The 26499-nt window shown below is 66.1% G+C and carries 25 protein-coding genes; 11 read left to right on the top strand and 14 right to left on the bottom strand.

The genetic code is table 11. The annotated features are described in order from the left end of the window. Positions 1-95: 95 nt before the first annotated feature. The 3 genes from ACTHQX_RS06390 (at position 96) to ACTHQX_RS06400 (ending at position 2623) form a co-directional block, all read left to right on the top strand. Positions 96-1109: an Ldh family oxidoreductase gene (locus tag ACTHQX_RS06390; protein WP_440156341.1), complete on the top strand. Its 1014-nt coding sequence runs from the start codon at positions 96-98 to the stop codon at positions 1107-1109. Continuing rightward, complete coding sequence (locus ACTHQX_RS06395) at positions 1106-1345, top strand: proline racemase family protein (protein WP_440156436.1); 240 nt, start codon at positions 1106-1108, stop codon at positions 1343-1345. Before ACTHQX_RS06390 ends, ACTHQX_RS06395 begins: the two co-directional genes overlap by 4 nt. Before the next feature lie 147 nt (positions 1346-1492). After that, positions 1493-2623, top strand: a complete 1131-nt coding sequence (locus ACTHQX_RS06400) for an MFS transporter (RefSeq protein WP_440156437.1) — start codon at positions 1493-1495, stop codon at positions 2621-2623. A gap of 134 nt (positions 2624-2757) precedes the next feature. Here ACTHQX_RS06400 and ACTHQX_RS06405 read toward each other — a convergent pair whose 3' ends face one another. Next, positions 2758-3093 carry an MFS transporter gene (locus ACTHQX_RS06405; RefSeq protein ID WP_440156343.1) on the bottom strand — a complete coding sequence of 112 codons (336 nt, stop codon included), beginning with the start codon at positions 3091-3093 and terminating at the stop codon, positions 2758-2760. Positions 3094-3170: 77 nt separating this feature from the next. Here ACTHQX_RS06405 and ribA point away from each other — a divergent pair, with 77 nt between their 5' ends. Further along, on the top strand, positions 3171-5027 hold the full coding sequence (gene ribA / locus ACTHQX_RS06410; protein WP_440156345.1) for a GTP cyclohydrolase II RibA: 1857 nt from the start codon (positions 3171-3173) through the stop codon (positions 5025-5027). A 44-nt stretch (positions 5028-5071) separates the two neighbouring features. On the opposite strand, the gene ACTHQX_RS06415 is transcribed toward ribA, so the two are convergent. The 9 genes from ACTHQX_RS06415 to ACTHQX_RS06455 form a co-directional block, all read right to left on the bottom strand. Then, complete coding sequence (locus ACTHQX_RS06415) at positions 5072-6277, bottom strand: cytochrome P450 (protein WP_440156347.1); 1206 nt, start codon at positions 6275-6277, stop codon at positions 5072-5074. Then, on the bottom strand, positions 6253-6930 hold the full coding sequence (gene bioD, locus ACTHQX_RS06420; protein WP_440156349.1) for a dethiobiotin synthase: 678 nt from the start codon (positions 6928-6930) through the stop codon (positions 6253-6255). Before bioD ends, ACTHQX_RS06415 begins: the two co-directional genes overlap by 25 nt. Further along, positions 6927-8102 carry an 8-amino-7-oxononanoate synthase gene (locus ACTHQX_RS06425; protein ID WP_440156439.1) on the bottom strand — a complete coding sequence of 392 codons (1176 nt, stop codon included), beginning with the start codon at positions 8100-8102 and terminating at the stop codon, positions 6927-6929. The genes bioD and ACTHQX_RS06425 overlap by 4 nt, the downstream gene beginning before the upstream one ends. 8 nt (positions 8103-8110) lie before the next feature. Further along, on the bottom strand, positions 8111-9502 hold the full coding sequence (locus ACTHQX_RS06430; protein ID WP_440156351.1) for an adenosylmethionine--8-amino-7-oxononanoate transaminase: 1392 nt from the start codon (positions 9500-9502) through the stop codon (positions 8111-8113). Between the two features lie 14 nt (positions 9503-9516). Then, positions 9517-9762 (bottom strand): biotin synthase auxiliary protein BsaP, encoded by a 246-nt coding sequence (gene bsaP / locus ACTHQX_RS06435; RefSeq protein WP_440156352.1) that lies wholly within the window; start codon positions 9760-9762, stop codon positions 9517-9519. Then, positions 9759-10808, bottom strand: coding sequence for a biotin synthase BioB (gene bioB / locus ACTHQX_RS06440; protein WP_440156353.1), 1050 nt, complete (start codon positions 10806-10808; stop codon positions 9759-9761). The genes bsaP and bioB overlap by 4 nt, the downstream gene beginning before the upstream one ends. Before the next feature lie 203 nt (positions 10809-11011). Continuing rightward, entirely contained in the window at positions 11012-12424 is a 1413-nt protein-coding gene (locus ACTHQX_RS06445) for an aldehyde dehydrogenase family protein (protein WP_440174553.1), read from the bottom strand. Positions 12425-12460: 36 nt separating this feature from the next. Beyond that, a complete protein-coding gene (locus tag ACTHQX_RS06450; protein ID WP_440156357.1) occupies positions 12461-13264 on the bottom strand; it encodes a MoaF C-terminal domain-containing protein in 804 nt (267 codons plus the stop codon). A 76-nt stretch (positions 13265-13340) separates the two neighbouring features. Further along, the gene (locus ACTHQX_RS06455) at positions 13341-14777 is read right to left on the bottom strand and encodes an APC family permease (RefSeq protein WP_440156359.1); all 1437 of its coding nucleotides are present in this window, start codon (positions 14775-14777) and stop codon (positions 13341-13343) included. 214 nt (positions 14778-14991) lie between these two features. On the opposite strand from ACTHQX_RS06455, the gene ACTHQX_RS06460 reads away from it, so the two are divergent. Further along, positions 14992-15600: a TetR/AcrR family transcriptional regulator gene (locus tag ACTHQX_RS06460; RefSeq protein WP_236808766.1), complete on the top strand. Its 609-nt coding sequence runs from the start codon at positions 14992-14994 to the stop codon at positions 15598-15600. A gap of 15 nt (positions 15601-15615) precedes the next feature. On the opposite strand, the gene ACTHQX_RS06465 is transcribed toward ACTHQX_RS06460, so the two are convergent. Continuing rightward, complete coding sequence (locus ACTHQX_RS06465; RefSeq protein WP_440156361.1) at positions 15616-16923, bottom strand: flavin monoamine oxidase family protein; 1308 nt, start codon at positions 16921-16923, stop codon at positions 15616-15618. A gap of 35 nt (positions 16924-16958) precedes the next feature. Then, complete coding sequence (locus tag ACTHQX_RS06470; protein ID WP_236803242.1) at positions 16959-17312, bottom strand: cupin domain-containing protein; 354 nt, start codon at positions 17310-17312, stop codon at positions 16959-16961. Positions 17313-17427: 115 nt separating this feature from the next. Between ACTHQX_RS06470 and ACTHQX_RS06475 the strand changes: the two genes are divergently transcribed. The 4 genes from ACTHQX_RS06475 to ACTHQX_RS06490 all read left to right on the top strand — a co-directional run bounded on the left by ACTHQX_RS06475 (position 17428) and on the right by ACTHQX_RS06490 (position 21141). Continuing rightward, the gene (locus tag ACTHQX_RS06475; RefSeq protein WP_440156364.1) at positions 17428-18012 is read left to right on the top strand and encodes a TetR/AcrR family transcriptional regulator; all 585 of its coding nucleotides are present in this window, start codon (positions 17428-17430) and stop codon (positions 18010-18012) included. 15 nt (positions 18013-18027) lie between these two features. Further along, positions 18028-19161, top strand: a complete 1134-nt coding sequence (locus tag ACTHQX_RS06480) for an amidohydrolase family protein (protein ID WP_440156365.1) — start codon at positions 18028-18030, stop codon at positions 19159-19161. Positions 19162-19216: 55 nt separating this feature from the next. Next, positions 19217-20563 (top strand): hypothetical protein, encoded by a 1347-nt coding sequence (locus ACTHQX_RS06485; protein ID WP_440156367.1) that lies wholly within the window; start codon positions 19217-19219, stop codon positions 20561-20563. A gap of 113 nt (positions 20564-20676) precedes the next feature. Then, complete coding sequence (locus ACTHQX_RS06490; protein ID WP_440156369.1) at positions 20677-21141, top strand: phage tail protein; 465 nt, start codon at positions 20677-20679, stop codon at positions 21139-21141. 74 nt (positions 21142-21215) lie between these two features. Here ACTHQX_RS06490 and ACTHQX_RS06495 read toward each other — a convergent pair whose 3' ends face one another. Then, entirely contained in the window at positions 21216-21803 is a 588-nt protein-coding gene (locus ACTHQX_RS06495) for an HhH-GPD-type base excision DNA repair protein (RefSeq protein ID WP_440156371.1), read from the bottom strand. Between the two features lie 67 nt (positions 21804-21870). Between ACTHQX_RS06495 and ACTHQX_RS06500 the strand changes: the two genes are divergently transcribed. Next, positions 21871-22809 (top strand): 5'-3' exonuclease, encoded by a 939-nt coding sequence (locus ACTHQX_RS06500; protein ID WP_440156372.1) that lies wholly within the window; start codon positions 21871-21873, stop codon positions 22807-22809. Between the two features lie 62 nt (positions 22810-22871). Here the strand turns inward: ACTHQX_RS06500 and ACTHQX_RS06505 are convergent, their stop codons facing one another. Beyond that, positions 22872-25034: an amylo-alpha-1,6-glucosidase gene (locus ACTHQX_RS06505; protein WP_440156373.1), complete on the bottom strand. Its 2163-nt coding sequence runs from the start codon at positions 25032-25034 to the stop codon at positions 22872-22874. A 195-nt stretch (positions 25035-25229) separates the two neighbouring features. On the opposite strand from ACTHQX_RS06505, the gene ACTHQX_RS06510 reads away from it, so the two are divergent. After that, positions 25230-26471 (top strand): MFS transporter, encoded by a 1242-nt coding sequence (locus ACTHQX_RS06510; protein ID WP_440156440.1) that lies wholly within the window; start codon positions 25230-25232, stop codon positions 26469-26471. Positions 26472-26499 lie beyond the last annotated feature (28 nt).

Below are 26499 nucleotides of genomic sequence, written 5' to 3' on the forward strand. Positions count from 1 at the left end.
TGATAGTGTGAGGCGAACCACAAGGCTCACGAGGCGAACCCGCTTCGAGAGCCAGACATCTTCCAGAGCGCCCCGATGAGAGGACTGAACTCCCCGTGAACACCATCCCCAAAGAAGAACTTGCAACATTGTGCGAGCGTGCCCTGCTGGCCGTCGGCGCCCCTGCAGAGGATGCCAAAGTCCTCTCGGACGCGACGGTGGAAGCCGAACTCGTCGGCAACCGCGCCGTCGGCGTCGGGCATCTCTTCGACTACCTTGACGGTTACAGGCAGGGCCGCATCTCCGGCGTCGCCCAACCGAAAGTCCGCCGCGCGGCGGCGGCAGTCATCGACGTCGATGCCGGCAAGGGCCTGGCCCAGACAGCGTTCCAGGCTGCCTTCAGGGACCTGCTTGAGGCTACGAATGAGGCCGGGATCGCCGCGCTCTGGGTCCGGGACTCGTATACCTGCGGCGAGCTGGGCTATTACGCACGCAAGGTGGCCCAGCAGGGCTACATCGCCGTGGCAACGGCCAACAGCCCGGCCCTGATGTCCATCGGTGGCGCACCCAAGCGCATCCTCGGCACCAACCCGCTGGCTTACGGCATCCCCCGGCCGGGCGGCATGCCCATGGTCATCGACCAGGCATCCTCCTCGACCGCCTTCGTGAACATTCGACGCGCGGCCGACGCCGGGGACCCGATCCCCGCGGGCTGGGCACTAAATGCCGACGGGGAGCCAACGGTGGACGCCAATGAAGCCTTGGCGGGAACCCTGCTGCCTTTCGGCGGGCACCGCGGCGGCAACATCGCCCTGCTGGTGGAGATCCTTGCGACGCTCTCCGGGGCCTCATTCTCCCTGGACGCGGCACCCTTCGACAGCGGCAGCACCTCGCCAGGCATCGGCGTCTTTGTCCTGTGCATCGATCCCGCCAACTTCACCGGCTCGGCCGACCGGCTGGCCACCCAGTTGGAGAATCTCCGCGACCAGCACCAGGTCCGACTGCCGGCCATGGCGCTTACCGAACTGCCCGAGCATGTTGAGATCGACGCCCGTACCCTTCAGCGTCTGCAGCAGGCCGCGAACAGCCAAACAGGCGCGGGCGAGGGGTTGCACATCCAGCGTGCCTGACCAAACACCTTAGCCGCACCGGCGTCGTTCCCCGGATCAGCGGCCGGGCATGGATCACCGGGTTCAGCACCTACGTGCTCGATCCTGAGGACCCTTTCCCCAACGGCTTCACGCTCGGAGACATCTGGGCCCCTTCGGCGAACGACGAGGGCGCTCCGGAGACCGGCCCGTCTGTTGCCGCTGACACTGACCGGACGGCCCGGCAGGTGGAAGCACCCCGTATAAGCTCTAGTTGATTTCGCTGAAGTTCCAAGTGCAGGCACCCCCGTCTTCGGGCGGGGGTGCCTGCTGGCGCGTTTAGGCGAAGTAATGCCAACAACCTGAAGGGGTTCTGACTACCAATGGGCGCGCTCGGATACCTCGCCGCTTCTGTCCCACCCAGAATGGCGAGTGCCGGTTCCGCCGTTGCCCTCCCCATTCTTGCCGTGCAGCAAATACATGATGTCGCCATGGGAGGAGCGCTTGTCGCGGCGTCACTGGGCCCGAGCGTCATCGCGGCCCCTCTGGCAGGCGCTGCCCTCGACAGAGCCCGGCGTCCGGGCCTGCTGGTGGCAGCCTCCGCGTTGCTGACCGCCGTCGCCTTCGGGGTGACCGCCTTCCTTGGCGTGATACCGCTGCCGGTTGCATTCGCATGCTTGGCTCTGGCCGGCGCGGTCTCACCCTTTTACATGGGCGGGCTGTCCAGCTTCGTTCTCGGTGCGATTCCCGACGTACGGAGGGCATTCGCCTACGATGCCCTCTCTTATAACGTCTCGGCCGTGGCCGGCCCGGCATTTGTCGCCCTGATCGCGGCGTTCCTGCCCGCCCAGGCCGGTCTCTTGGCGCTGGCGGCCGCCGCGGCCCTGGGCTCCGTAGCCGTACGCGCCGTCGGGCTTCGTCCTCATGGGCGCACCGCCGGTTCACCCTGGCAGGCGGTCAAGGCCGGTCTGCACAGAATCTCCAGCCACCGTCCGTTAGCGGTGATGACCGCTGCGTCCACACTCAGCCAGTTTGGCCAGGGCGGATTGGCAATCGCAGCGGTTGCACTCTCGATCGAACGGATCGGTTCACCCAGGGACGGGGCAGCCGTCGTGACAGCCTTCGCCATCGGCAGCCTTCTCGGCGCCGTCGTCGAGACGGCGCGGCCCACGCGCAGGCGCCCCCATGCAGTCATGATGGCGGGTTTCTTCGCCACGGGGTTGCTGACCATCGCTGCCGCGCTGGATTTCGGGACAGTCTGGACTTTTCTCACCATAGGATTGTCGGGAGCCTTCACCGCATCCTCGACTGCGGCGATGCTGTTTCTGCGCAACAGGCTCAGCCCGCAGTACCTCAGATCCCAGATTTTCACGGTCAGTGCAGGCCTGCGCGTGAGCGCTACGGCCGCCGGCGCAGCGCTGGCTGGCGCTGCCACCGGATCGGGCGGCGCCATTATTTTGGGCGCGGTGGGTGTTATGTGGATTATGTCGGCAGCACTCATGATCGCATACCCGCGGAACACCCATGATGACGCACAGCTTCCCTCCGCCCGGTAGGGCGAAGGCCAGTACCCCAGACGCCGGGTTTTGGTGCGAGAACCCTGTGACCGTCTCGGTGAGGGACTTCCCTTTGGTTTCGGGAGCCAGCCACTGCGACCGGATGGCGCCGACGAGAGTAAGCCCAGCGGCCATCAGCACGGTGACCTGCGGCCCGTAATTCGCCATGGACCACGGAGGCCCACCCCGCCGGCGAGTCCTTCGCTCAGTCCGTATCCCTTCGCGATCGCCACCTTCGCCGAGAGCGTGCCCATCAGCAGCCGGACCACGAACAGCTGCCACGGTTCGTGCACGAAGAACTGGAGAACGGAGCCGACGAGGAAGATCCCCATGTCGATCATGAACAGTGGTTTGCAGCCGAATTTGTCCCCGAGCCAACCGCCGACCGGCGAGCCGACCAGGATCGTGTTAGGCTCCTGCAAATTCTGCCGCGGCCATTGGTGTCGGCGGGCGGCTTCGACGCGAGCCAATTACTTGAAGCTTGAACTAATCACGGCTATGGTTACTTCAAGCTTCAAGTAATCTCCTGGAATGTCGAGGACCTCTGATGACCGCTTGTGTTGAAACCGCTGTGCAGGATTCCTCCCTGCCCTTTGCCGCCGTCCGCAGCCAAGTGACTGTGCCGCTGCGCTTTCCCGACGGTTACAGCACTACTGCCGAGGTGCTGACGTTTCGCGGCCTCGCGGACGGCAAGGAGCACCTGCTGCTCGCCCTGGGCCAGTGGGAGCAGACGCTCCTCACCCATGACGTGCCCTTGGTCAGGCTGCACAGCGAATGCATGACCGGCGACGTGTTCGGCAGCCAGCGCTGTGACTGCGGACCGCAGTTGCGCGAGGCTGTCGAAGAGATCGCCGCAGCAGGCGGATTCCTGCTCTACCTCCGCCAGGAGGGCCGCGGCATCGGCCTCTACTCCAAGCTCGACGCCTACGCCCTGCAGGACACGGGCCTTGATACCTACGACGCCAACCTGGCTCTGGGCCACGGCGAGGACGAGCGCGACTACACTGCGGCCGCACAGATGCTCGGCGCCCTCGGAGCCACGAGCATCCGCCTCCTGAGCAACAACCCGGACAAGGCTGACCAGTTGACGGCCCTCGGTATCGACGTCGCCGAACAGGTTCCCACCGGTGTGTACCTCTCGCCTGCCAACCACAGTTACCTGGCGGCGAAGCGGGACCGCACCGCGCATACGCTGGAACTGTCCAGGGCCGACGTCGGACATGTACCGCCGGTGCCGGGCGGCACCGTCCCCACGCGCGAGGAGATGCTCAGCCGCATCGACGAACTGGTTCCCCGGCTGCGGGATCGGGCGGAGGAAACAGAGCGGCTGCGCCGCCTCCCGGAAGCCACCATGAATGACCTCAAGGAGGCAGGCGTGTTCCGGCTCCTGGCTCCGCTGGAGCTGGGCGGTTACGGCCTGGGTGCGGAAACCTATGCTGAGGTCATCCGGCGGCTTGCCCGGGGTTGTGCGTCGACGGCCTGGACCGCCGGACACCTGATCGAGCATGTGTGGATGCTGGCGCGCTGGCCCCGGCGGGTCCAGGACGAGGTGTTCGCCGGCGGGCGGGCTCCGATGGCTGCGGCCACGGGTGCTCCCGTGGGCTCGGCCAGGAAGGTCCCGGGAGGATTCTCGATTTCGGGCCACTGGAGCTTCGCGTCGGGGGTCATGCATTCGGAATGGGCACTGCTGTCGGTGCTGTCCGACGGCGTCCGCCTGCAGTGCCTGGTCCCCGTGGCCGAGCTTGAGCTGCTGGATGCGTGGCACACGGCCGGGCTGCGGGGGACCGGCAGCAACGATCTCCGGACGGTGGACCTTTTTGTTCCGCAGCACCGGGCCATGGATTGGGCACTGCTGAGCGCAGCGGACAATCCCGGCAGCCGAATCCACCCGGACCCGATGATCCACACACCCATGGCCACGCTGCTGAACCTGGTGGCACCCGCTGCCGCGCTGGGAGCCGCCGAGTACGCCGTCGAGGTCTTTCGGGAGAAGATGCTGGTGCGCAAGGTGAAGAACACCGTTGACAACCGGCAGGCGGATTCACCGCTGGCGCAGGCCCGCTTCTCGCAAGCCTACGGAACGGCGGCCACGGCGCGCCTGCACTGGCGGGAGGCTCTCAGCATCGTTTCGTCGTCACTTGAGCGCCAGCCGTCAGGTCTGACTGACGACGAGCGGGCCAAGTACCGGCTTTCCCTTGCCCTCAGCGGCGAGGCAGCGGAGGAAGCAGTGCGGCTCGCCGTCTCGGGCTCGGGCGGCAGCGCCCATCGGCTTTCGCATCCGCTGCAGCGCATCCAGCGCGACGTGAATGTCCTCCTCAACCACCCGACCCTGAGCCGTGATCCGATCCTTGAGCAGGCGGGCCGGGGTCTGCTGGGCCTGGGGTTTACTGTGCCGTCCTTCTAGCCCGGGTTCCTTCTGGCCCCGACCCGTTTTGGCCGGTAGGCCGGTCAGCCAGGCCGGTTCATCACGCTGACCGTTCGGGGTGCCTGGAAGGACAGGTGCCGGATCCATGCCGGCTCGTGGTCCCGCAGTTGGATCCCAGGCAGCGCCGCCGCGGCTTCCTGGATGATGACGATGGCCTCCAGTTCGGCGAGCTTGGCCCCGAGGCAGCGGTGGATCCCCGAACCGAAGATGAGGCCGGTCGAAGATCCGGGTCCGGTTTGGAACTGCCGCCCAGGGGTCTCGAATCCGGCGGCTGCCGTGATCCGGTTGCCGGACAGTTCAAGGAGGATCTCGGTCCCGGCGGGGATCCGGTTATCGCCGATGCTGGTGTCGCGTGCGGCCACGCGGCGCCACGTGGGGACGGATGATTCGGTGGCGAGCACATGCCTCACCGCGGACCTGGCGCCGGCTTCCGAGGCCGCGTCCCTCCAGTCCACGGGAGCGGCACCCTCCAGCAACCGGAACAGCGTGGTGCTGATCAGCTGCGTGGTGGTCTCCTGGCCGGCGATCAGCAGGAAGTAGCCGAGCGAGCACATCTCGGTCCTGGACAGGCCATGCTCGGCCAGTGACTTGAACAGGTTGCGTCCGGGAGCCGCCATGGATTTGGCCACGAGCCGGCGCAGCCAGGCGTAGAACCCGGCGGCGCTGCGGGCCAGCTCGAGCTGACGGTGCGGGGCGGGCCAGCCCCAGAACAGTTCCATGGAGTCCAGCCCCCAGCGCTTGAGGTCTGCAAGATCCCGCACGGGCAGCCCGAGGAGTTCGAGCATCACGACCGCCGGGGGAAATGCCGCCACGGTCTGTACAAGGTCCGCTCGACCGGTGCAGGCGAGCTGGTCCGCGGCGTTCCCCGCCGCCTGCTTTGCCAGTTCCCGGATGCGCGGTTCCATGGCGGCTACGGTGGCCGGCGTAAAGAAACCGGCCACCACCTTGCGGATACCGCTGTGTGAATCGGTGTCGTTGCTGGCCAGCACCGGTGGCAGCGCAAAGCCCGCCCGCTGCAGCACACGGAGGGCCGGTCCCTCCAGCTGGGTCACGGCGACCAGGGCATTCGCCGGGCTGAAATCGGCAGGCCGGTGCAGGACGTCGCGGACCGATTCAGGGTCCCGGACCACGAGGTAGGGGCACCGGGCTGAGCCGTCGGGAGTTTCCGTCGGAGCCGGCGGCAGAGCCGTACTGGACGCCGGCATCATGCGGGCAACCCGTTCAGCCATGCTGCCGCGCCGGCCCGAAAATCGGCCGGGGAGAGTTCCGCGGCCTGCTCGGGAAGAGCCCCAAGGAGGGGAACAGGAAGTGTGCCGAGCACCTGCCGGTTGGTGTGGTGGACTGCGCCGGGGCTAAAGGGCCAGCTGCCGAGTACGACGCCGAGGACATCCAGTCCGCGGCTGGACAGTGCCTCGAGGGTCAGGGCGGTGTGGTTCAGCGTCCCAAGGCCGGGCCGTGCGACCAGCACAAATGCCGCTTCCAGCAGCGAACCGAGATCGGCCAGGGTGCCACCGTGGGCATCCAGTTCCACGAGAAGGCCACCGGCGCCCTCCACCAGGACGTGGTCGTGGAAAGCAGCGAGCCCGCATATCCGCCGTGCGTGCGAAGCCAGCGCAGGCAGCGGGGCCCCGTCCACGGCGGCAGCAGCGACGGGTGCCATGGCCTGCTGCAGCACGACGCCGGTTTCAACGGTCAGAGGGCCAGCGAGCCGGACGATTTCGGCGGCGTCAGAATCGCCGTCCGCGGCACCCGACTGGCACGGCTTGTAAACCGCGACGCTGCGCCCCATTCCATGCAGGACGGCGGCGAGGGCCGCCGTCGTAATGGTCTTGCCGACGCCAGTGTCCGTTCCGGTGACCAGAATGACGGGGGACAGGTTCATGGAAGTTCCTCCAAAATGCCGCGCAGTACTGCGCAGCTCTCTTCGATTTCTTCGGGCGTGAGGGTGGCGCGGGCGGTGAGCCGCAGCCGCGGTATCCCGTCCGGAACGGATGGCGGGCGGAAGCAGCCCACCCGGACTCCGGCGCGGCGCGCGGACTCGGTGGCGGCCAGGGCCGACTCCGCGGACGGCATGGGGATGGACTGGACGGCTCCGGCTGTCCGGTTAGGGACATTGTCGTCTTGGCCAACCGCGCCGCGGTTGGCAAGAGCGGGGGCCAGCCCGGCGGCAAGGGCGGCTGCATTGCCGTGGACGGATCCCGCCCGCCACGGTTCAGCCCTGATGATCCGCGCCGCGGCGAGGGCCGCTGCGGCGGACGCCGGAGCCAGCCCGGTGTCGAAGATGAAGCCGCGGGCCCTGTTGACGATGTGTTCCCGCAGCAGCGCGGATCCCAGGACCGCTCCGCCCTGGCTGCCCAGGGCTTTCGACAAAGTGGCCGTCACAACCACGTTGGCATGCCCGGCCAGGGCGGTCCCGGCCACCGAGCCGCGGCCCTGGAAGCTGCCGGAGCCGGTGACGCCGAGGCTGTGGGCCTCATCGATAAGCAGCACGGCGTCGTGCTGCTCGGCCAGGGTCAGCAGGTCAGCGAGCGGCGCCGCGTCACCGAGGACGCTGTAGACGGATTCGACGGCGATCATCGCCCGTGGTTCTTTACGGCTGGCGAGCAGGCGGCCGGCTTCCTCCACACTGTTGTGGACGAACGACTCGGTGCGGGAGCGGCTGAGCCGGAAACCGTCGATCATCGAGGCGTGGCAGTGCTCGTCCGCGAGGATCAGCGTCCCGGGACCGCCCAGCGCCGTGATCACCCCGATGTTGGCCAGATAACCGGAGGAAAAGACCAGTGCCGCTTCCATCCCGGCCAGCACGGCCAGTTCCTGCTCGAGCTCCAGGTGCAGCTGCGTGGTACCGGCCACCAGGCGGGACGACGTGGCGCCGGCGCCCCACAGCGACGCGGCCGCCGCGGCTGCCCCGGCAACCCGCGGGTCTGTTGAAAGGCCGAGGTAGTCGTTGCTGGCCAGGTCGATGAACTCTTCGTGCGCGGCGCGGGGGAGCGGGCGGCGGACCTGCCCCCGGCGTTCCCTGACCGCGGCCTGCCGCTCAAGCCACTCTGTCATTGCGCCGCTCATGATGTACTCCCGGAGTGGGCGGGAACCCGTTCATGTACCTGGGCGTCATCTACCTCGGCTTCGTGAACTTCGGCGACGGCTGCGGTCATTCCAGCCGTGATCTGTGCGATGTCCGCCGCGGTGCTGATGTACGGCGGCATGCTGTAGACAAGGTTCCGGAACGGGCGGACCCAGACGCCGTGGCGGAGAGCTGCCGCCGTGACGGCGGTGACGTCGACGGCGTCGTGCAGCTCGATGACCCCCACGGCGCCGAGAGCCCGCACGTCCCGGACGGCCGAAAGTTCCCGGGCAGGTGCCAGCCCGGAGGCCAGGCCGGTGCCGATCCGGGCGACGTCGGCCTGCCAGCGGCCGCTTTCAATGATGCCGAGGCTGGCGTTGGCGACGGCACACGCCAGCGGATTGCCCATGAACGTGGGGCCGTGCAGCAGGGCACCGGCCTGGCTGCCGGAAACAGCCGCGGCCACCTCAGCGGTGCAGAGCATGGCGGCGAGGGTCAGGTACCCGCCTGTCAGGGCCTTGCCCACGCACATGATGTCCGGCACGACGCCGGCATGATCGGCCGCGAACAGCTGGCCGGTGCGGCCGAAGCCGGTGGCGATCTCATCAAAGATGAGCAGCAGCCCGTGCCGGTCCGCGACCTCCCGGAGCGATGCCAGGCATTCGGCCGGGTACGCGTGCATGCCGCCGGCGCCCTGCAGCACCGGTTCGACGACGATCGCGGCCAGTTCCGCGTCGTGCGCCGCCGCCAGCTCCGCCACCTCAGTTGCCCACGCCTGCACTGCTTCGGGTGTTGCCGACGCCGCCGCCGGAGGACGGGGCGCAAACACGTTGCCGGCGAGCAGCCCGGGGAAGGCCGAGTGCATGCCGTCCACGGGATCGCAGACCCCCATGGCAGCAAAGGTGTCGCCGTGGTAGCCGCCGCGGAGGCTGAGGAACCGCTGCCGCCGCGGGTGGCCGCCGGCGGTCTGGAACTGCACCGCCAGCTTGAGCGCCACCTCGACGGCCACCGAGCCCGAGTCCGCGAGGAACACCCGCTCCAGCCCGGACCGGCCGGGGGCACCCGGGGCCATGGCCACCAGGCGCTCGGCCAGTTCCACGGCCGGGGCATGGGTCAGCCCGCCGAACATGACATGGCTGAACTTGTCCAGCTGCTCTTTGGCGGCGGCATCGAGCACCGGGTTGCGGTAGCCGTGGATCACGGACCACCATGAGGACATCGCATCGATCACCTCGTGGCGGGTGCCGTCTTCACCGCGGAGCCGCAGCCGCACTCCGTCGGCCGCCTCAACCTCCCACAGCGGAAGGCTGGGGGAGGCCGGCGCGTAAGGGTGCCACAGCCGTGCGCGGTCCCGCTGGATAAGGTCAGTCTGCTCCGAATCCTGCGTCACGATTGAACCCTGCGTCACGGGACCAGCACCCCGTGGCGGGAACATTCCGCTGACCAGCCCAGCGGCGTGACCTGGACCTTCAACCGGCGCCGGCAGGCGGCGCAGTACCGCGGCGGTTCCATTGCCAGGCGTGCGCGGCAGTTCCGGTGGGCGTACGACGGCGGCCCGTCGCCGCCGTCGTACGGCTCACCACAGTGCCCGCAATAGGCGGCTTCGGTGGTTGAGCCCGTCGAAACCCGGGCAGTCGAAACCCCGGTCATAGCGTCTTCTGGAGTTCCTTGATCGGCATGTTCAGCTCGACCAGCAGGTTGAGGTCCGCCGTAGCCGGCCGGCCGAGCGTGGTGAGGTAATTGCCGACGATCACCGCGTTGATGCCGCCGAGCAGCCCGTTCCGTGTGCCGAGGTCGCCCAGGGTGAGCTCGCGGCCGCCGGCGTAGCGCAGCACCGTCCGGGGCATGGCGAACCGGAAAGCGGCGATGGCGCGGAGGGCGTCCTTGCCGTCCATGATGCCCTGGTTTTCGAGCGGGGTGCCGGGGCGGGGGTTGAGGAAGTTCAGCGGCACCTCGTGGGGTTCGAGGGCGGCGAGCTGGGCAGCGAGTTCGGCGCGCTGCTCCAGGGTTTCGCCCATGCCGATCAGGGCGCCGCAGCACAGTTCCATGCCGGCTGCCTTGACCATGTTGCAGGTCTCGAGGCGTTCCTCGTAGCTGTGCGTGGTGACGACTTCCGGGAAGTAGCTGCGGGCCGTTTCCAGGTTGTGGTTGTAGCGGTGCACTCCCCATTCGGCGAGCTGGTCCACTTGGCGCTGGGTGAGCATCCCGAGCGAGCACGCGATGTTGATGTCGACTTCCTCGTTGATGCGGTCGATCGCGAACTTGATCTGGTTCATGAGCTTGATGTCGGGGCCGCGGACGGCGGCGACGATGCAGAACTCGGTGGCACCGGTCGCCGCGGTTTCCTTCGCGGCCTTGACCAACTCGGGGATGTCGAGCCACACACCGCGGACGGGGGAGTCGAACAGGCCGGACTGGCTGCAGAAATGGCAGTCCTCCGGGCAGCCGCCGGTCTTGATGGAGATGATGCCCTCCACCTCGACGTCCTCGCCGCAATGCTTGAGGCGTACTTCGTGGGCCAGTTGCAGGGCGGCGGGAAGGGCCTCGTCCGGAAGGCGGAGTACCTCCTCAAGCTGCTCCTGGGCGAGCCCGATGCCGTCCTCGAGGACCTGCCGTCTGGCGGTTTCGAGGATGGGGAAAGTGGCCGGAATGGTCGCGTGGCTTGTGGCTTCGCTCGCGTCTGCCTGAATCGTCATTGATGGGTCCTTTGCGTGTGATGGCTGCGGATATTCCTTCGAACCGACGCTAATTCCCCATCGAGGTCAAGATTTTGTGGGGTCCCGACAAGCAGGTCAGCGGGACATTGGTCGGGTCACACTCTGGTTCTCTGCCTAGTGGCATGCCGAAAGAGCCGCCGTCGCAATGCAGCGACGGCGGCCACTATGTTTCGTTGGCCCGGCTAGCCGTTGATGATTTGGGGGATGCCGAGGTGTTTGAGGCCTTCGACGCCGAATTCGAGGCCGTAGCCGGATTGTTTGGCGCCGCCGAAGGGGATGCGGGGGTCCACCGCGCCGTGCTTGTTGATCCAGACGGTGCCGGCTTCAATGCGGGCGGCAACTTCGCGGGCGGCGGTGAGGTTGGGGGACCAGACGGAGGCGCCGAGGCCGACGTCGAGGGCGTTGGCGTACTCGATGGCCTGGTCGATGGTGCTGTAGCGGATGATGGGCAGGGCGGGGCCGAACTGTTCTTCGGCGACGAGGGGGTTGTTGTTGTCGATGTCGGCGACGAGGGTGGTGGGGTAGAAGTAGCCGGGCTGGCCGGGGTCGGGGTTGCCGCCGAGCAGGATCCGGGCGCCCGACGCTTTCGCTGCGTCGACGAGGTTGGTGACGATGTCGTACTGGGCTTTGTTTTGCAGGGGGCCGAGGACGCTGTTTTCGTCCAGGCCGTTCCCCATGGGCATCGCGGCGGCAACGGCGGTGAGTTCTTGGCAGACGGCGTCGTAGATGTCGTCGTGGACGTAGAGGCGTTTCAGGGCGGCGCAGGTTTGTCCGGTGTTGATGAAGGCGCCCCAGAACAGGCCTTCAGCGATCGTTTTGGGGTCGGCATCGGGCAGGACGATGCCGGCGTCGTTGCCGCCGAGTTCCAGGGTGAGCCGCTTGACCGTGTCCGCGGAGGATTTGATGATGGCGCGGCCGGCTTCAGTGGAGCCGGTGAACATGATCTTTCCGACGACGGGGTGTTCGGCCAGGCGGGCTCCGACTTCGCGGTCGCCGGAGATGGCGGTCAGGACGCCGTCGGGGAGTTCTTCGTTGAGGACCTTGATCAGGGCCAGGACGGAGAGCGGGGTCATTTTGGAGGGTTTGACCACAGCGGTGTTGCCCATGCGGAGGGCTGGGGCGATCTGCCAGATGGTGATCATCATGGGCCAGTTCCACGGGCCGATGGCGCCCACGACGCCGATGGGTTTGTAGTGGAGCTCGGCGTAGGTTTCACCGTCGTCCACCACAACTTCCGGGTCCAACGGGGTGCCGGCGGCAGCCCGCAGCCACGCGGCGCAGGCGCCGACTTCGAAGCTGGCGTTCGGGCCGTTGAGGGGTTTGCCCTGCTCGCGGGAGAGCAGCTGGGCGAGTTCCTCGGCGGAGCGTTCGACGGCGTCGGCGGCCTTGAGCAGGGCGGCGGAGCGGGCGTCGTGGCCGAGTGCAGCCCACGCGGGCTGGGCGGCGACGGCTGCGGTGACGGCGGTTTCGAGGTCCGCAACGGTGTGGACCGGCGCCTCGCCGACGACGCCGCCGGTGGCGGGGTCGAGAATGGTCCGGCCCTCCTGGCCCGGCGCTGCGGAGATGCTGGCAAGCAGTGAATCGTAAGTTTCCATTGGTGTTCCTCGTGGAGTGGCTGGCTGGGTGGCCGGTTAGTGCTTGTGGTTGTCCTGCGGGTATTCGGTGGTGTTCAGGATGCTGAGGCGGGAGTCGAAAGGCAGGATCACCGGTTCGGCCGCGGGCTCGTCCCAGCCGAACATCCGCCCGATGGAGCGTTGCTCGCGCAGGTCGATGAGCAAAACCGCCTCAACGGTCATGACTTTTTCGGCCCAGAAGAACAGGTAGAGGTCCTCGCCGACGTTGAAGGTCAGGCAGCGGTCGGTGTCGGCCAGTCCTGCCTCGCCGCCACGGAGGCAGTGCCACGTGAAGGTGCCGGCGTTGAGGTAGATGTGTTCGTAGGTTTCGACGTCGCTGTAGCGGTAGTAGATGCGCTTGCCGACCAGTCCGCCCGAGCGGGAATGCACGGCCGCGGCCCCGTCCACGTTTCCGTGGTTGAACGTGGTGGTGCTTCGGACCTTGCCTCCTTCGGCGATGAAGGAGCTGATGGCTGTTGTGACGGCGCCGGTGTTCCGGTCCAGGATGATGGTGACATTTTCAGCGTGGCGGCCTTCTCCCTTGACGAAGTCGATGATGAAAATGCCCGGGCGCGCTTCGATTGCCTTGTATCTGGCTGCACCCTGGTCCCCGTTGCCGTCGGTCAAAGTCCATGTGAGGGAATGCGCGTCGTGGAAGGTGTAGGCGGTTGTGCCGGCGCCGCCGTCCTGGGGGATGTGCAGTGCGGTGCCGGTCAGGGCCGTGGAGGCGGGCAGGGTCTGGTCGCCGAATCCGTCGAGCATGGTGGCCACGGAGGGCCATTCGTTCTCGGGAACGTAGTCCTGGATGTCAGTCGCGGTCATGGTTTTCCTTTGGTTGAGCTTGGTTCTTGAACGGTGCGGTTCGTTGAGCGGGTGGTTCGTTGAGCGGGTGATGGCCTCAGACGATTTCGGAGGCGTAGTCGATTGACGGTTTCTGGGCTCCCCGGACTATTCCTGCGACGAGGACGAAGGGGATGCCGAGGAGGAGCCAGCGTGCAACACCGCCGGCGCCGCCGAGCAGGGCATCGTAGTTGTCCAGGGTCAGGTAGCCGATGATGATGAACGAAATGAAGGACAGGACTGGCGCGATGACGGTCACCCAGGGGTTGCCGCGAATCTTCGCCCTGGCGAAGAAGACGATGATCGCCGCGGACGTCAGGAGGAGGATGCTGATGAAGCCGGCGGTTCCGAGGGCGACGAACCATGCGAACACAGTGGTGATGGGGTCAGCCCCGGAGACCAGGAAGGCGCTGATGATGGCGAGGACCACGAGGCCGTTGACCAGCCCGGCGAACCTCGGGGCGCCGCTCTTTGAGACTGATGCCAGTTTTGCGGGCAGCGTCCCGGCGCGTCCCAGGGCGAAGAGATACCGGGCGAACATGTTGGCCAGGCCCAGCATCATGGCAATGAAACTGGTCACGACGAGGATTTGCATGGAGACACTGAGCCAGGAGCCGGCGCTGTTCTGGGCGAGGTCGAAGATCATGCCGGCGGGGTTGCCGGCGGCTTCGGACTGGACCCGGTCGATGCCGATCGCTCCGCTGATTGCCCAGGTGGAGATCATGTAGAAGAAGCCGACGAAGGCGATGACGAGATAGGCGGCGCGCGGAATGGTCTTGCGCGGGTTCACGGCTTCCTCCGCAAAAACGACTGTCGCTTCAAAGCTGGTGAAGCAGGCAAAGGCGAACAGCAGCGAGATGCCGAGTCCGGGTCCCACAATGTTGGCGCCGGTGAACCCGTCGAAGGTGAAGATCCCGAACCCCTTTTGGGCGATCAGCGAAACGACAAGAGCGGCAACGACGAGGGTTTCGCCCAGGATCAGCACGCCCAAAACCTTCAGGCTTGCATCCACGCCCTTCATGGTCAGGGCGGTGGCCAGCGACAGCACGACGACGATCCAGAAGTATGGCGGTAGTCCAAGTCCTGTCAGGGCCACGGCGAGTTGCTGGGCGAAGACGCCGAACTGGGACCAGAGCCCCACTTGGAGGCTGACATAGGTCAGGATCGCGATTCCTGCCCCGCCCGTGGCCCACTTCGTTCCCAGTCCCTTGGCGATGTAGGCGACAAATCCACCCGCGTTGGTGATGCTGTGGCTCATCCGCAGATATCCCACGGAAAACAGGGCCACAAGAAGGGCTGCGATGACGTAAATAACAGGGGTTCCGGGTCCGCTGGCCGCGAACAGGACAGGGCTCGCGCCGACAACGGCCGCCATGGGCGCGGCGGCAGCGATCGCAAAGAAGGCAACTGCGACGACGCCAAGCTTATTCGGCCGCAGACGGGCAGGGCTGGTGACCGTGTCCTGGGCGGGCATCTGTCCGATTTGTTGATTCATGGTGTGGCTCTTTCGCCAGGGCAAGGACTCACGAGTCATGCCTATGAGTAAGTGTGTGGGTGCCGGTTGAAGGCGCACCCCCTCGTGCGCGTCTTCCGGTGAAAGCGAATGTGACGAGCGGAACGTGAGCCGCATCACGAGCAAAACTCTACAAGTGTTTAGTTCTGGAGTCAAGGGTCCCAGTCAGGCGTGCCGGCGGGGCTAAAATCGCCTTATGAGCCTGGATTCCCAACGTTTGCCCTACGGGGATGGCCGCGATGCACTGCTGGCAGCGGTCATTGATGTTGTTGCCGAGAAGGGCCTGCGGGGAGTCACTTACCGTTCTGTTGCCTCCCGGGCAGGTGTGAATCACACGCTCATAACGCATCACTTCGGTTCGATCGAAGGCTTGCTCGCGGCCACCCTTGAGTGGGCTGTGCAGCGGTCCATCGATGAAACCGGACTTGCCCGCGTGGCGGATTTCGACGAGCAGTTCGCAGATGCGCTGCTGGCCTCCGTGGCCTCTGAGCCGGAATTGCAACTGTTCCAGTTTGAAATGCTTCTGGAGGCGCGGCGAAAGCCCGAGCTTAAGGCCCTTCTGGACCGCCTTTACGACAACTACATCTCAACTGTCGAGACGGCTCTCCGCCAGCGTTCCCTCGATACGGACGACGAACTTTCCCGGGCGGTTTTCGCTGCACTCGACGGACTGATGCTCCAGTTCCTTACTTTTGGAAATCCGGGGAAGATCAGATCCGCCGTCGTCCAGGTCGGCAGACTGCTTGAGCGTTCGGGCGCTGCCGGCGACGCGAACGCCGCCGGCCTCTCGCCGGCTAAGAAGTAGCACGTGCCCGGAAAATCAGGCGGCGGCCCCGTTGAGGATGCTCCGGGCAGCTTCCAGCCCGCTTTCGATGGCCCCGTCGATGAAGCCGCCCCAGCCGTTGGCATAGTCCGACCCTGCGAACAGGAGGCTGCCGTGCGGCTGCTGGAAGCCGGGGAGGGACTCTGTCAGGAAGCCCGGCCGGTGCATGGGCCACGTTTCACCTGACAGCGGGTCGCTCGTCCAGTCGTGGCTGGCGACATCCATCACGTCAAGGTCCGGCGCGAGCAGGTCAAGGGCGGCCTGGACCTGCCGGGCATCGGCGGCATCAAGCCGGGCGGTGTCGGGTCCGAACGCGACGAGGATGGTGTTGCCGTCCTGGTCGTATTCCGTCTGGACGAAGTTCAGCGGCCATTCGGCGGATCCGAGGGCAACAAAGGGCTTCACCTCGCCCTTGACGGTGATCCAGACCTTGATGCCCTTGGAGACCTGGCCTTCAGAGATGCTCTTCCGGCTTGCCGCGGGAAGCGGGGGGTCGAACGCGACCGCGCCCATGGCTCCGAGCGGAAGCGTGCTGACCACGTGTGCTGCGTGGAATTCCTTTCCGTCGGTGGTCTTGACGGTGGCGTGGCCAGCCGCGTAGGTGACGGCCGAAACGGTCGTTCCGAGGCGGACGTCTGTTCCGGCGGCGATGCCGCTGATCAGCTTGCCGGTCCCACCCTCGATCTTGAAGGTGGCGCAGGCTTCGAAGTTGACCATCCAGTCTCCGTTGGTGAGCGCCACCCACCGCAGGGCCTGGGTGAACGCAGCATCGTCGATCGGCCCGTTGAAGTTCAGCGCCCAGAATGATTCCAGGATGTCGCGGGAGTAATCAGTGATTCCCAGTTCCGCAATTTTTCGCGGCAGGGAAGCATGATCAATGCCCTTGACATCAGGGTTGGTGAACGGGGCGAAGGGCTGCGGAAAGTACTCGCGCGATTGTTCCACCAGCTTCCGGTTGGACGCATCGATTTCACTCAGCAGCTGATCCGGACTGCCCTCGTGCCGTGTACCGCCGGCCCACCAGTAGGCACGTTCCGGAACAGGGCTCTGAACGGCGCCGATGCCGTAGCGCTTCATCTCCGCCCATACATAGGGCTGCGTCCAGTGTACCCACGTGCCGCCTATTTCCAGGGGGCGGCCGAGGCGGTCATCCAGCCAGGTGCGGCCGCCGATGCGCTCCCTTGCTTCGAGAACGATAACGGACAAACCCGCCTGGCGCAGTTCACGGGCAGCAGTAAGGCCGGCGAAGCCTGCGCCGATGATGACGACGTCGGCCTGCCGGGTGTTGTTGATGGTGTCAGTCATGGTGAGCCTTCTGTTTCAGATCCGCTTGCTGTCGGTCAGGAGTAGACGAAGAACTCGGTGGTGTCCTCGACCACAGTCCACCGGGTTTGGGCTCCCTTGTTGAATGAAGCCGCTGAACCTGCCTTCAGGTCGAAGCTCTCGCCGCCCTGCACCTCGATGCGCAGGTGGCCTTCGATGATGTGGATGGTTTCGTCCGCCTCGATCAGCAGGTCGAAGGGTTCGGGGGCCTCCTCGGTAGTGACGTGCCAGAAACCTGCGGACAGTGCTGGACGGTCGCCGTCTCCGGGGCGTCGAACCCACTGGACCTGGCCCAGAATGAAGGGCTCGTACTTCTGCGGATCAAAGGCACCGTGGACGGTGAACTCGATGGCGTTCGTGGATGTGGACATTCGATCCTCCTGGGATAAACAACTCTGCAATTGCTTAGTTGTGCGGTGCATCACAGCTAAGCATCTGCTGAGGTTTGAAGTCAATACGCTGCGCCCAGCGGCTAGAATCGGTCACATGAGCGGGCAGAAACAGAACAGCTACGGCACAGGCCGCGAAGCTTTGCTCGCGGCAACCGTGCATGTGGTGGCGCGAAAGGGCCTGCGGGGCCTGACCTTCCGTGCTGTTGCCGAGCACGCCGGCGTCAACAACACTTTGGTGGTCCATCACTTCGGCAAGCGGGACGCCCTCATCGAAGCCGCACTGGAATGGTCCGTGCAGCAGTCGATCGGGCTGTCACAGCTGGAGGCACTGCCCGCGACCGAGGAGGAGTTCTGCCAGAGCATCCTGTCGCTGATTGAGAACAACCCCGATATCCAGATTTTCCAGTACGAAATGATCCTGGAATCGCGGCGGCGCCCCGAACTGGCGGGACCGGTGCAGCATCTCTACGAAAGCTACATTGCAGCGCTCTCCGACGGCTTGGAGCGGATTGGCTTCGGCGGGCAGGAGGGTGCTGCCCAGGCGGCGTTCGCAGCGCTGGACGGCCTGGTCCTGCAGCTTCTGGCCGGAGTGAATTCCAAAGGCGTCGAGGCGGCCATCCGCTACCTCTGGGCTGCTCTGGGCGGACGGGTAGACACCCCGGCGGTCAACGCCAGCTGACATTGGAGGCAGTCCATGACTGACACCAGCACGCGCGGAATCGACCTGCCCCTGATCGATCACCACAGCCATGGCGTCGTCGACACCCAACTGAGCGACGACGGGTTCAGGAGCCTGGCCACCGAGTCCGACTGGCCGGGACCGGCAGGAACGGACAGCCTTGATTCGCCCTTCGGGCTGGCGGTGCGGCGTTTCTGCGCCCCGATCCTCGGGCTCGAACCCCTTGCGTCCTTGGATGAATACCTTGCACGGCGCAGGAGCGTCGGCGCCGCGGAAGCCAGCCGACTGCTGCTTCGCAGCACAGGGACGTCCGACTACCTTCTCGACACCGGCATCCGGGACGCACGGCTTCTTGGCCCCGGTGAGATGGCGGCGCGTGCTGGAGCCCGTACCGCCGAGATCGTCCGCATCGAGAGGGTCGCGGAGGACCTCGCGGCGGAGTCCACGGCAGCCGACTTCGTTGCGAAACTCCCGGCGACCCTGGCCGCCAGAAGCCGCGAGGCGGTGGGACTGAAATCCATCATCGCCTACCGTCATGGTTTCGACATTCCCGCCGAACGGCCGTCCGGGCCCGAAGTGCTCAAAGCCGCTGACGAATGGTTCCGCACCGCGGAGAGAACCGGCACCTTCCGAGTCACGGACCCGGTCCTGCTGAGGTTCGGGCTCTGGTCCGGAATCGATGCAGGCCTTCCCCTTCAGCTCCACACCGGATACGGCGACGGCGACATTGAGCTGTTCCGGGCTGATCCATCCCGGCTCACCCCGCTCTTCCGCGCCACCAGAACACTGGGCGTCGATTTCATGCTGCTGCATTGCTACCCCTTTATCAGGGAAGCCGGGATCCTGGCCCAGGTCTTCCCGCACGTCTACCTGGACACGGGTCTGGTATCCCACTACCTGGGCCCGAGCGCCTGCACAGCGATCCGCCAGGCGATGGAGATCGCACCGTTCAGCAAGGTTCTGTACTCATCGGACTCGTATGGCCTTGCCGAGCACTACGCTGTCAGTGCGGCCAGCTGGAGAACGGAGTTCGCGGCCCTCATGGACGAATGGATTGCCTCGGGCTGGGCAACAGCTAAGGACACCGAGAGAATTGCCACGATGGTGGCCTCGAAAAACGCGGAGCGTGTCTATAACCTGCGCGCCTAAGCCAACCTGAGCGCCTAAGGCCAGCGCCGGTTGCCCGGACGACGGAAGGAAAGCTGTGACTTCAAATCCCAAGGCAGACTTGGATCTCCAGCAAGTCAGGGCTCTTGTCATTTCCCACCTGGACAACGCGGGTGTGTCACGGGTCAAGGTTTTGCCGGGACCCAGGGTCGAGGGCGCCTTCCACCACGGCTGCGGCGTCTCAGTCAGCGTCGGTGTCCTGCTGGCCGCTGACGATCACGTCACCCGATCATCCGGGATCGATCCCATAGTCGGTGACCTGCGCGGAATGCCGGACCGCTCGGCAGTTGCCGTCATCGACAAGGCAAGCGGCCTCGCCTGGGCGCCGGCCGACCTGGTGGACATGCAGGGTGTTCCGTTTCCTACCTGCCAGCGCACTGCCCTCAAACGAGTGGCAGCCGAATGGTCAACGGCCGGGCTGGAGATGTCGGTAGGCTTCGAGCTGGAGTTCACAGTGTTCAGCGGTACTCAGGATGCGCCTGTTCTGGCGCACGGTGGTCCGGGCTACAGTGCGGCCGCATTCCTGCAGCTGGAAGCGTGGCATCTGGACGTGCTTGCAGCGCTGGTGGAGGCCGGCGTTCCGGTGGAGCAGATCCACCCCGAGTATGGCCAGGGCCAGGTGGAAATCGCCCTGGCTCCGAGAAGCCCGGTCCGGGCCGTGGACGATTACCTTCTCGCCCGGTTCATCGTCGCCCGGGTTTCCCACCGGCATGGATTGCGCGTTTCCTACTCGCCAATGGCGGATTCCAAAACAGCGACCAACGGCTGCCACATCCATTTCTCCGCGAGAACCAGGGCCGGCAACGTCTTTTACGACGCTGCAGCCGCGACGCAGATGAGCCCGGAAGGCGAGAGCATGATCGCGGGCGTGCTCGGCAGGCTGGCGGAAAGCACGGCATTGCTGGGCGGAAGCGCCTTGAGCCTGGCCCGGCTACAACCAGAACAATGGGCGGGCAGTTTTGTTTGCTGGGGCACGGGCAACCGCGAGGCCGCCGTCCGCTTCGTACCAGGCCTGAGGGGCGACGGGGACGGGCAATCGAACGCCGAAGTGAAATGCTGCGACGGATCCGCCAACCAGTACCTTGCCGTAGCGGCCATTCTCGCCGCCGCGATGGAGGGCTACAGGAATCGGCTGAAACTGCCTGCGGAGGTCACCGTCGATCCCGGGACATTGAGCGAGGCGGAGAGGGAGCGACTGGATATCCGGGCGTTTGCACCTGACCTGTTCACGGCCCTGAACGATCTTGAGAGCAGCAGTTTCCTCCGCTCCGCTTTGGGCCATGAACTGCTGGACGCCTACGTTGCGGTGCGGCGCGGCGAAGCAGAGCGGTTTGCCAAGCTTGACCGCGAGGCTGTCATCGCTGCCCTCCGCTGGCGCTACTGACTCCCGCGCTGCTGACTCAAGCTACTGAATCCAATCGATCAGGAATCGAGAAGCCGGGCTGCAGCGCCGGACATTAGGGTGAGGAGTGCGATGAATCATGATCAGGAGGGCGCATGCCATACACCGTAGACTTCCAGAACGTATCCACCATCGGCGTGGAATCGTCGCCAGTGGCGGAGCCGCTGGCAGGCCTGCGTGCCAACGAGGCCCGTTATTACAAGAACAAGTACGGCCACGCGTTTACCGTCAGGCCCGCCAGTGAGGCGCCGGAAACGCTCGACTGGGTCAACCGCATCCTCTCGGAAGAGCGCAACATCGTCATCTCGTCCCGTCCGCTCGAGGTTACTTCCTTCGAGGTGGACGGTTTCCGGATGGCCTATGTGTTCTACGAATCCGGCCTGTCAATCAACGTGATGTACGGGATCGAGGACGGGGCGAAGCGGGCAGTGGGCTTCAAGCTGTCGCAAGGCATGGAAGTTCCCGAGGAACTCGCCTCAAACTTCAAGTTCGCGCGGCAAAAGTCGAAGCTGGCCGGCGAGATCCGCGGCTCCTACTTCGTGATCAAGGGCGAGTACTGAGCCTGTAACGCCAAGGCGACCGGCCGCCGTCGTACTTAACCCCTGTTCGGACTTAGCCCCTGTTCGGTAGACGGCTATTGGGCGGCCGGCGCCTTCGCTGCCTTGGCAGCGGCCTTGGCTGCCTGCTTGCTGGCGCGCACCTTCGTCAGCGACTCGGGGTCCACGATGTCCGCGACCGAGAGGTACGAACCCTCCTCGCCATAGTGGCCGGCGGCCTCGCGCCAGCCCGGCGCCTCGAGTCCGCGCTGCTTGCCGAGCAGCGCCAGGAAGATCTTGGCCTTCTGCTCGCCGAATCCGGGCAGGGCCTTCAACCTGCGCAGAACTTCTTTGCGGTCGGGTTCGTCCCGGGTCCAGATGGCGGTTGCGTCGCCGTTCCACTCGCTCTGCACGGCCTCGGCGAGCGCCTGGACGCGCCCGGCCATGGAGCCGGGGAAGCGGTGGACGGCCGGGCGCTCCTTGAACACCTCAACGAAGCCCGCCGGGTCATGTTCCGCTACGGCGGCAGGACTGATGGAGCCGATGCGCGTGCGGATCTTTTCGGGTCCGGCGAACGCCGACTCCATGGTCACCTGCTGGTCAAGCAGCATGCCGGTGAGCAGCGCGAAAGCGTCATCGCTGAGCAGTTTGTCGGCGGCCGGGTCGCCGGTGATGTGCAGTTCCATGCGCCCATCCTCCCACTTCCGGCCCGTGTCACAGGCACCGGGCGGTGATTCCGTGTCAGGATCAGTCATGGTCAACCGCCTGATGCTGCTGGATACCGCCTCCCTGTACTTCCGCGCCTTTTATGGCCTGCCTGACACCATCCGCCGGGCCGACGGAACGCCGGTGAACGCCGTCCGCGGCCTGCTGGACATGATTGCGCGGCTCACCACGGACTACGGCGCCACACATCTGGTGGCCTGCTGGGATGACGACTGGCGTCCGCAGTGGCGGGTTGACCTTATCCCGACCTACAAGTCCCACCGGGTCGCCGAGGTGAGGCAGGCTGTCCCGGACGTGGAAGTGGTGCCGGACGCGCTGGAGGCGCAGATCCCACTGATCCGCCACGTGCTGGGCCTCGCCGGCATCGCCGTCGTGGGCGCTCCGGAGCATGAGGCCGACGACGTCGTGGGCACCTATGCCAGCCACGCCAGCCTTCCGGTGGACGTGGTGACAGGGGACCGGGACCTCTTCCAGCTGGTCGACGATACCAGGCAGGTGCGGGTGATCTACACCGCCCGGGGCATGAAAAACCTCGAAACGCTCACCGAGGCCGTGGTGGTCGGGAAGTACCGCGTGCTTCCCGAGCAGTACGCCGACTATGCCACCCTTCGCGGCGATGCCTCCGACGGGCTGCCGGGCGTGGCGGGCATCGGCGAGAAGACCGCCGCGGCGCTCCTCCTGGAACACGGCACGCTCGACGGGCTGCTCGCGGCGGCGGCGGATCCCGGAGGCAAGGTGTCCGCCTCGGTGCGGTCCAAGCTCGCCGCGGCCGCGGACTATCTCAAGGTGGCCCCCGCCGTCGTCAACGTGGTGCGCAACCTGGAGCTGCCCTCCCTTGAGGAAGCCGGCGCGGAACTGCATGCCGTCCGGGGCGGGGCGCGGGAAGAGCTCGAGCGCCTCGCCACCGAGTGGAACCTCGGCGGCTCCGTTCACCGGCTGCTGCAGGCGCTGGACCGCCGGGCCTAGCCCTACTTGCCTAGACCGGCTCCTACTTACCCAACGCGGCACCTACTTACCCAGCCCGCCTCCTACTTTCCCAGCCCGGCTTCAGCCAGCAGCTCCGTCAGCCACGGCCGGTGTTCGCGGTGGAAGGTCAGTCCTTCCGGCAGCCCCTGCACGGAGGGCTCGGAACCCGTGATGTTGATGGTGATCCGGCCGCCGCCCATGGGAGCGTTGGTGATGTGCAGGTCGCCGTAGGATTCGGGCAGCACGGGATCCAGCCACATGCCGCCCCGGGACACGTGCGCGTCGTACCGCATGAGGCTGGTCACCAGCATGATCGGCGTGGTGGCCGCCCATGCCTGCGGGGAGCACGCCGTCGGATACGGCACCGGTTCGGTGACCTGGTCCCGGCTGAAGCCGCAGAACAGTTCCGGCAGGCGCCCGTCGGTGTATTCGGCGGCCTCCAGCAGGGCCGTGGCGATCCGCTGTGCCTCCGCCACGAAGCCGTAGCGCAACAGGCCAACCGCGATGATGGCATTGTCGTGGGGCCAGACCGACCCATTGTGGTAACTGGCCGGGTTGTAGGCGCCCATGTCCGTGGCCAGCGTCCGGACACCCCAGCCGCTGAACATTTCGGGGGTCATCAGCCGCTCGGCTACCAGCGGCAGCTTGTCCTCATCCACGATGCCGTGCCAAAGGCACTGCCCCATGTTCGAAGTGCACGCATCCACCGGCCGCTTGTTGCGGTCCAGCGCGACGGCGTAATAGCCGCGGTCCGGCAGCCAGAACTGTTCGTTGAACTTCTTCTTCAGCTGCGCCGCCTCTTCGGTGAGCCGCGCCGCCAACGGTGCGTCGCCGGCGTCGTACGCCATCCATGCCCTGGACAGAAACGCGCTGTAGACCAGGGCCTGGACTTCGCAGAGCGCGATGGGCGGCTCGGCCAGCGTCCCGTCCGCGAAGTTGATGCCGTCCCACGAGTCCTTCCAGCCCTGGTTGATGAGGCCCTGGTCGTTGAGGCGCTCGTACTCGACGAAACCGTCGCCGTCCTTGTCGCCGTAATTCCGCACCCAGTCCAGGGCGCGGTCGGCATGGGGCAGCAGCGCTGCAATCGTGTCCTTGGCGAAGCCCCAGCGGCTCACCGAACCGAGCGCCATCACGAACTGCGGCGTGGCATCGACGCTGCCGTAGTAGGCGGATTTGCCGCCCAGCGCCAGCCCGCTGGAGATGCCGAGCCTGACCTCGTGCAGGATCTTCCCGGGCTCCTCCTCGCTCATCACGTCCACCACCTTGCCCTGGCGGTCGGCCAGCGTCTGCAGGGTGCCCAGCGCCAGGGACGGATCCACCGGCAGCGCCATTTCCGAGGCCCACAACGAGTCCCGGCCGAACAGCGTCATGAACCACGGGGCACCGGCGGCCACCACGATGCGCTCCGGATGTGCGGGATCCTCGATGCGGAGCGCGCCCAGATCGTCATAGCTGCGCCGCAGGGTCCGCTCGATGGAACGGTTTCCCATGTGCAGCTTGGGAATCTTGGCCACCCATTCCTGCCGGCGGCGGTCGCTCGGTGATACGTCACCGGGCGCGGGACGGATTAACGACGACGGCGGGACCCCGCCGCCGCCGCCGTTGGCGGCCGGCGCGACGCTCACCCGAGAGCTCCAGGCACCGCGCGCCGGGACTAACGTCCGGAAGGTCAGGGAATCGGCGGTGACCTCGGCGCCATGTGCGTTGACGACGACGCTCTTAACGAGGTCCTGCCAGCCCGCCTTGATCACCAGGGAGTCGCCCTCAGGCTGGCGGGATTCTTCCCAGCGCCGCTGGACACGTGCTTCCTTCACTTCGAAGAGATCGGCAAAATCCGACTCAACGCTGAGGGACACTACGCACTCGGTTTCCTTCGAGGAGTAGTTCCGGATGGTGATCTCCTCGCGGATGCCGGCACCGACCTCCCGCAGGCGCTCCACGATCAGGGGACTGTCCGCATACCCGTCCGAGCGGGGAACGCGGCCAATAAACAGCGCCCGGTAAGGCTCCTTGGTTTCCGCCGTCAGCGCCTCCAGGGGCAGGCCGTTCACTGACAGGTTCCAGCGGGACAGGATGCGGGTGTCCTCATGGAAGACCCCGTGCGGATGCTCCGGGTGAATATCCCCGTTCGCCGAGGAGATACAGAAGGACGACCCCTCCACCAGGGTGACCGTGCCCGACCCCACCGGACCGGCAGCCGTATCAGCGTTCCAGCCAGCAGCCATTCCCGCCTCCTTCGACGGCTCAGGAGGGAGGCGGCGCTGTGCGGACCGGAGCCGCACCGCCTTTCGCCGCCCACTCCGTTGGGCACGACGCTACGCTCGAACGCCGCCTGATAAAAGGGTCTCTGGCGGCCCCCGGCGAAGACGACGAGAATGGGTTCCGTGCCCCAACTCCGCGCCGGGACGGACAGCGAGGCGATGAACCCGGCGGCCCGCAAGGTGCAGCGCATCTACCTGACGCTGACACTGGGCAATACCCTTGCGGCGTCGTTCATCTGGGGCATCAACACGCTGTTTCTGCTCGACGCGGGGCTCAGCAACCTTGAGACTTTTGCCGCGAATGCCTTCTTCACCGCCGGTATGGTGCTGTTCGAGGTGCCCACGGGCGTGGTGGCCGACGGCTGGGGGCGCCGCGTTTCCTTCCTGCTCGGCACCGCGACCCTGTCCGTTTCGACGCTCCTCTACTACCTGCTGTGGCAGCTTTCCGCCCCGTTCTGGTCGTGGGCTGTGGTGTCCGTGCTGCTTGGTTTGGGTTTCACCTTCTTCTCCGGCGCCGTGGAGGCGTGGCTCGTGGACGCGCTGCACTTCTCCGGCTACGACGGTGCGCTGGAGACGGTATTCGGGCGCGGCCAGGTGGTGTCCGGCACCGCCATGCTCATCGGGTCAGTGGCAGGCGGCGTCATTGCCCAGGCCACCGACCTCGGCGTGCCGTTCCTGCTGCGGGTGGGCGTGCTGCTGGCCATGTTCGTGGTGGCCCTCTGGCTCATGCACGACGTCGGCTTCACGCCTGAACGCTCCGCGCGTCCCCTTCAGGCGACGCGCGCCGTCCTTTCAGCGTCCATCGAGAACGGCCTGAAAAATCCGCCCGTGCGTTACGTGATGCTGTCCGCGCCGTTCACGGCCGGCGTCGGGATCTATGTCTTCTACGCCCTGCAGCCGTACCTGCTTGAGCTGTTCGGCGACCGCAGCGCGTACGCCATCGCAGGTTTGGCCGCAGCCATCGTGGCAGGGGCAGAGGTCCTCGGCGGCTGGCTGGCGCCGCACTTCCGGCGCCTGGTCCGCAAACGCACCACGGTGCTGATCCTCAGCGGATCCGGGAGCGCGCTGATCCTGGTGGCGCTCGGCTTCACGCGTGAATTCTGGGTGGCCCTGATGCTGCTGGCCGTCTGGGCGCTGGTGGCAGAGGTCGGGACTCCGGTGGGGCAGGCCTACCTCAACGACATGATCGACTCCGGGCAGCGGGCGACAGTACTCAGCTTTGCCTCCCTCATGGGCTCAAGCGGCGGCGTGGTGGTGCAGCCGGTGCTCGGCCGGACCGCCGATGTGTACGGCTATCCGGCATCGGTAGCGTTCAGCGGCGTCATCCAATTGCTCGCCGTGCCGTTCCTGTATGCCAGCCGCCGGCAGCGCGCCGCGGCTGATGAAGCACACGGCCGGTGAAAGTTTAGGCCGTTGAGTGTCCTTCCTC

It is taken from the genome of Arthrobacter sp. SAFR-023, assembly GCF_051965295.1.
GTDB lineage: Bacteria > Actinomycetota > Actinomycetes > Actinomycetales > Micrococcaceae > Arthrobacter.

Excerpts from the sequence above, each read along its gene's own strand:
- bsaP (WP_440156352.1), bottom strand. The coding sequence starts at position 9,762 with ATGACCGGGGTTTCGACTGCCCGGGTTTCGACGGGCTCAACCACCGAA.
- ACTHQX_RS06455 (WP_440156359.1), bottom strand. The coding sequence starts at position 14,777 with ATGAATCAACAAATCGGACAGATGCCCGCCCAGGACACGGTCACCAGC.
- ACTHQX_RS06450 (WP_440156357.1), bottom strand. The coding sequence starts at position 13,264 with ATGACCGCGACTGACATCCAGGACTACGTTCCCGAGAACGAATGGCCC.
- ACTHQX_RS06425 (WP_440156439.1), bottom strand. The coding sequence starts at position 8,102 with ATGACAGAGTGGCTTGAGCGGCAGGCCGCGGTCAGGGAACGCCGGGGG.
- ACTHQX_RS06475 (WP_440156364.1), top strand. The coding sequence starts at position 17,428 with ATGAGCGGGCAGAAACAGAACAGCTACGGCACAGGCCGCGAAGCTTTG.
- ACTHQX_RS06465 (WP_440156361.1), bottom strand. The coding sequence starts at position 16,923 with ATGACTGACACCATCAACAACACCCGGCAGGCCGACGTCGTCATCATC.
- ACTHQX_RS06490 (WP_440156369.1), top strand. The coding sequence starts at position 20,677 with ATGCCATACACCGTAGACTTCCAGAACGTATCCACCATCGGCGTGGAA.
- ACTHQX_RS06495 (WP_440156371.1), bottom strand. The coding sequence starts at position 21,803 with ATGGAACTGCACATCACCGGCGACCCGGCCGCCGACAAACTGCTCAGC.
- bioB (WP_440156353.1), bottom strand. The coding sequence starts at position 10,808 with ATGACGATTCAGGCAGACGCGAGCGAAGCCACAAGCCACGCGACCATT.
- ACTHQX_RS06480 (WP_440156365.1), top strand. The coding sequence starts at position 18,028 with ATGACTGACACCAGCACGCGCGGAATCGACCTGCCCCTGATCGATCAC.
- ACTHQX_RS06500 (WP_440156372.1), top strand. The coding sequence starts at position 21,871 with ATGGTCAACCGCCTGATGCTGCTGGATACCGCCTCCCTGTACTTCCGC.
- ACTHQX_RS06445 (WP_440174553.1), bottom strand. The coding sequence starts at position 12,424 with ATGGAAACTTACGATTCACTGCTTGCCAGCATCTCCGCAGCGCCGGGC.
- ACTHQX_RS06470 (WP_236803242.1), bottom strand. The coding sequence starts at position 17,312 with ATGTCCACATCCACGAACGCCATCGAGTTCACCGTCCACGGTGCCTTT.
- bioD (WP_440156349.1), bottom strand. The coding sequence starts at position 6,930 with ATGAACCTGTCCCCCGTCATTCTGGTCACCGGAACGGACACTGGCGTC.
- ribA (WP_440156345.1), top strand. The coding sequence starts at position 3,171 with ATGACCGCTTGTGTTGAAACCGCTGTGCAGGATTCCTCCCTGCCCTTT.
- ACTHQX_RS06510 (WP_440156440.1), top strand. The coding sequence starts at position 25,230 with ATGAACCCGGCGGCCCGCAAGGTGCAGCGCATCTACCTGACGCTGACA.
- ACTHQX_RS06460 (WP_236808766.1), top strand. The coding sequence starts at position 14,992 with ATGAGCCTGGATTCCCAACGTTTGCCCTACGGGGATGGCCGCGATGCA.
- ACTHQX_RS06400 (WP_440156437.1), top strand. The coding sequence starts at position 1,493 with ATGGCGAGTGCCGGTTCCGCCGTTGCCCTCCCCATTCTTGCCGTGCAG.
- ACTHQX_RS06505 (WP_440156373.1), bottom strand. The coding sequence starts at position 25,034 with ATGGCTGCTGGCTGGAACGCTGATACGGCTGCCGGTCCGGTGGGGTCG.
- ACTHQX_RS06415 (WP_440156347.1), bottom strand. The coding sequence starts at position 6,277 with ATGGCTGAACGGGTTGCCCGCATGATGCCGGCGTCCAGTACGGCTCTG.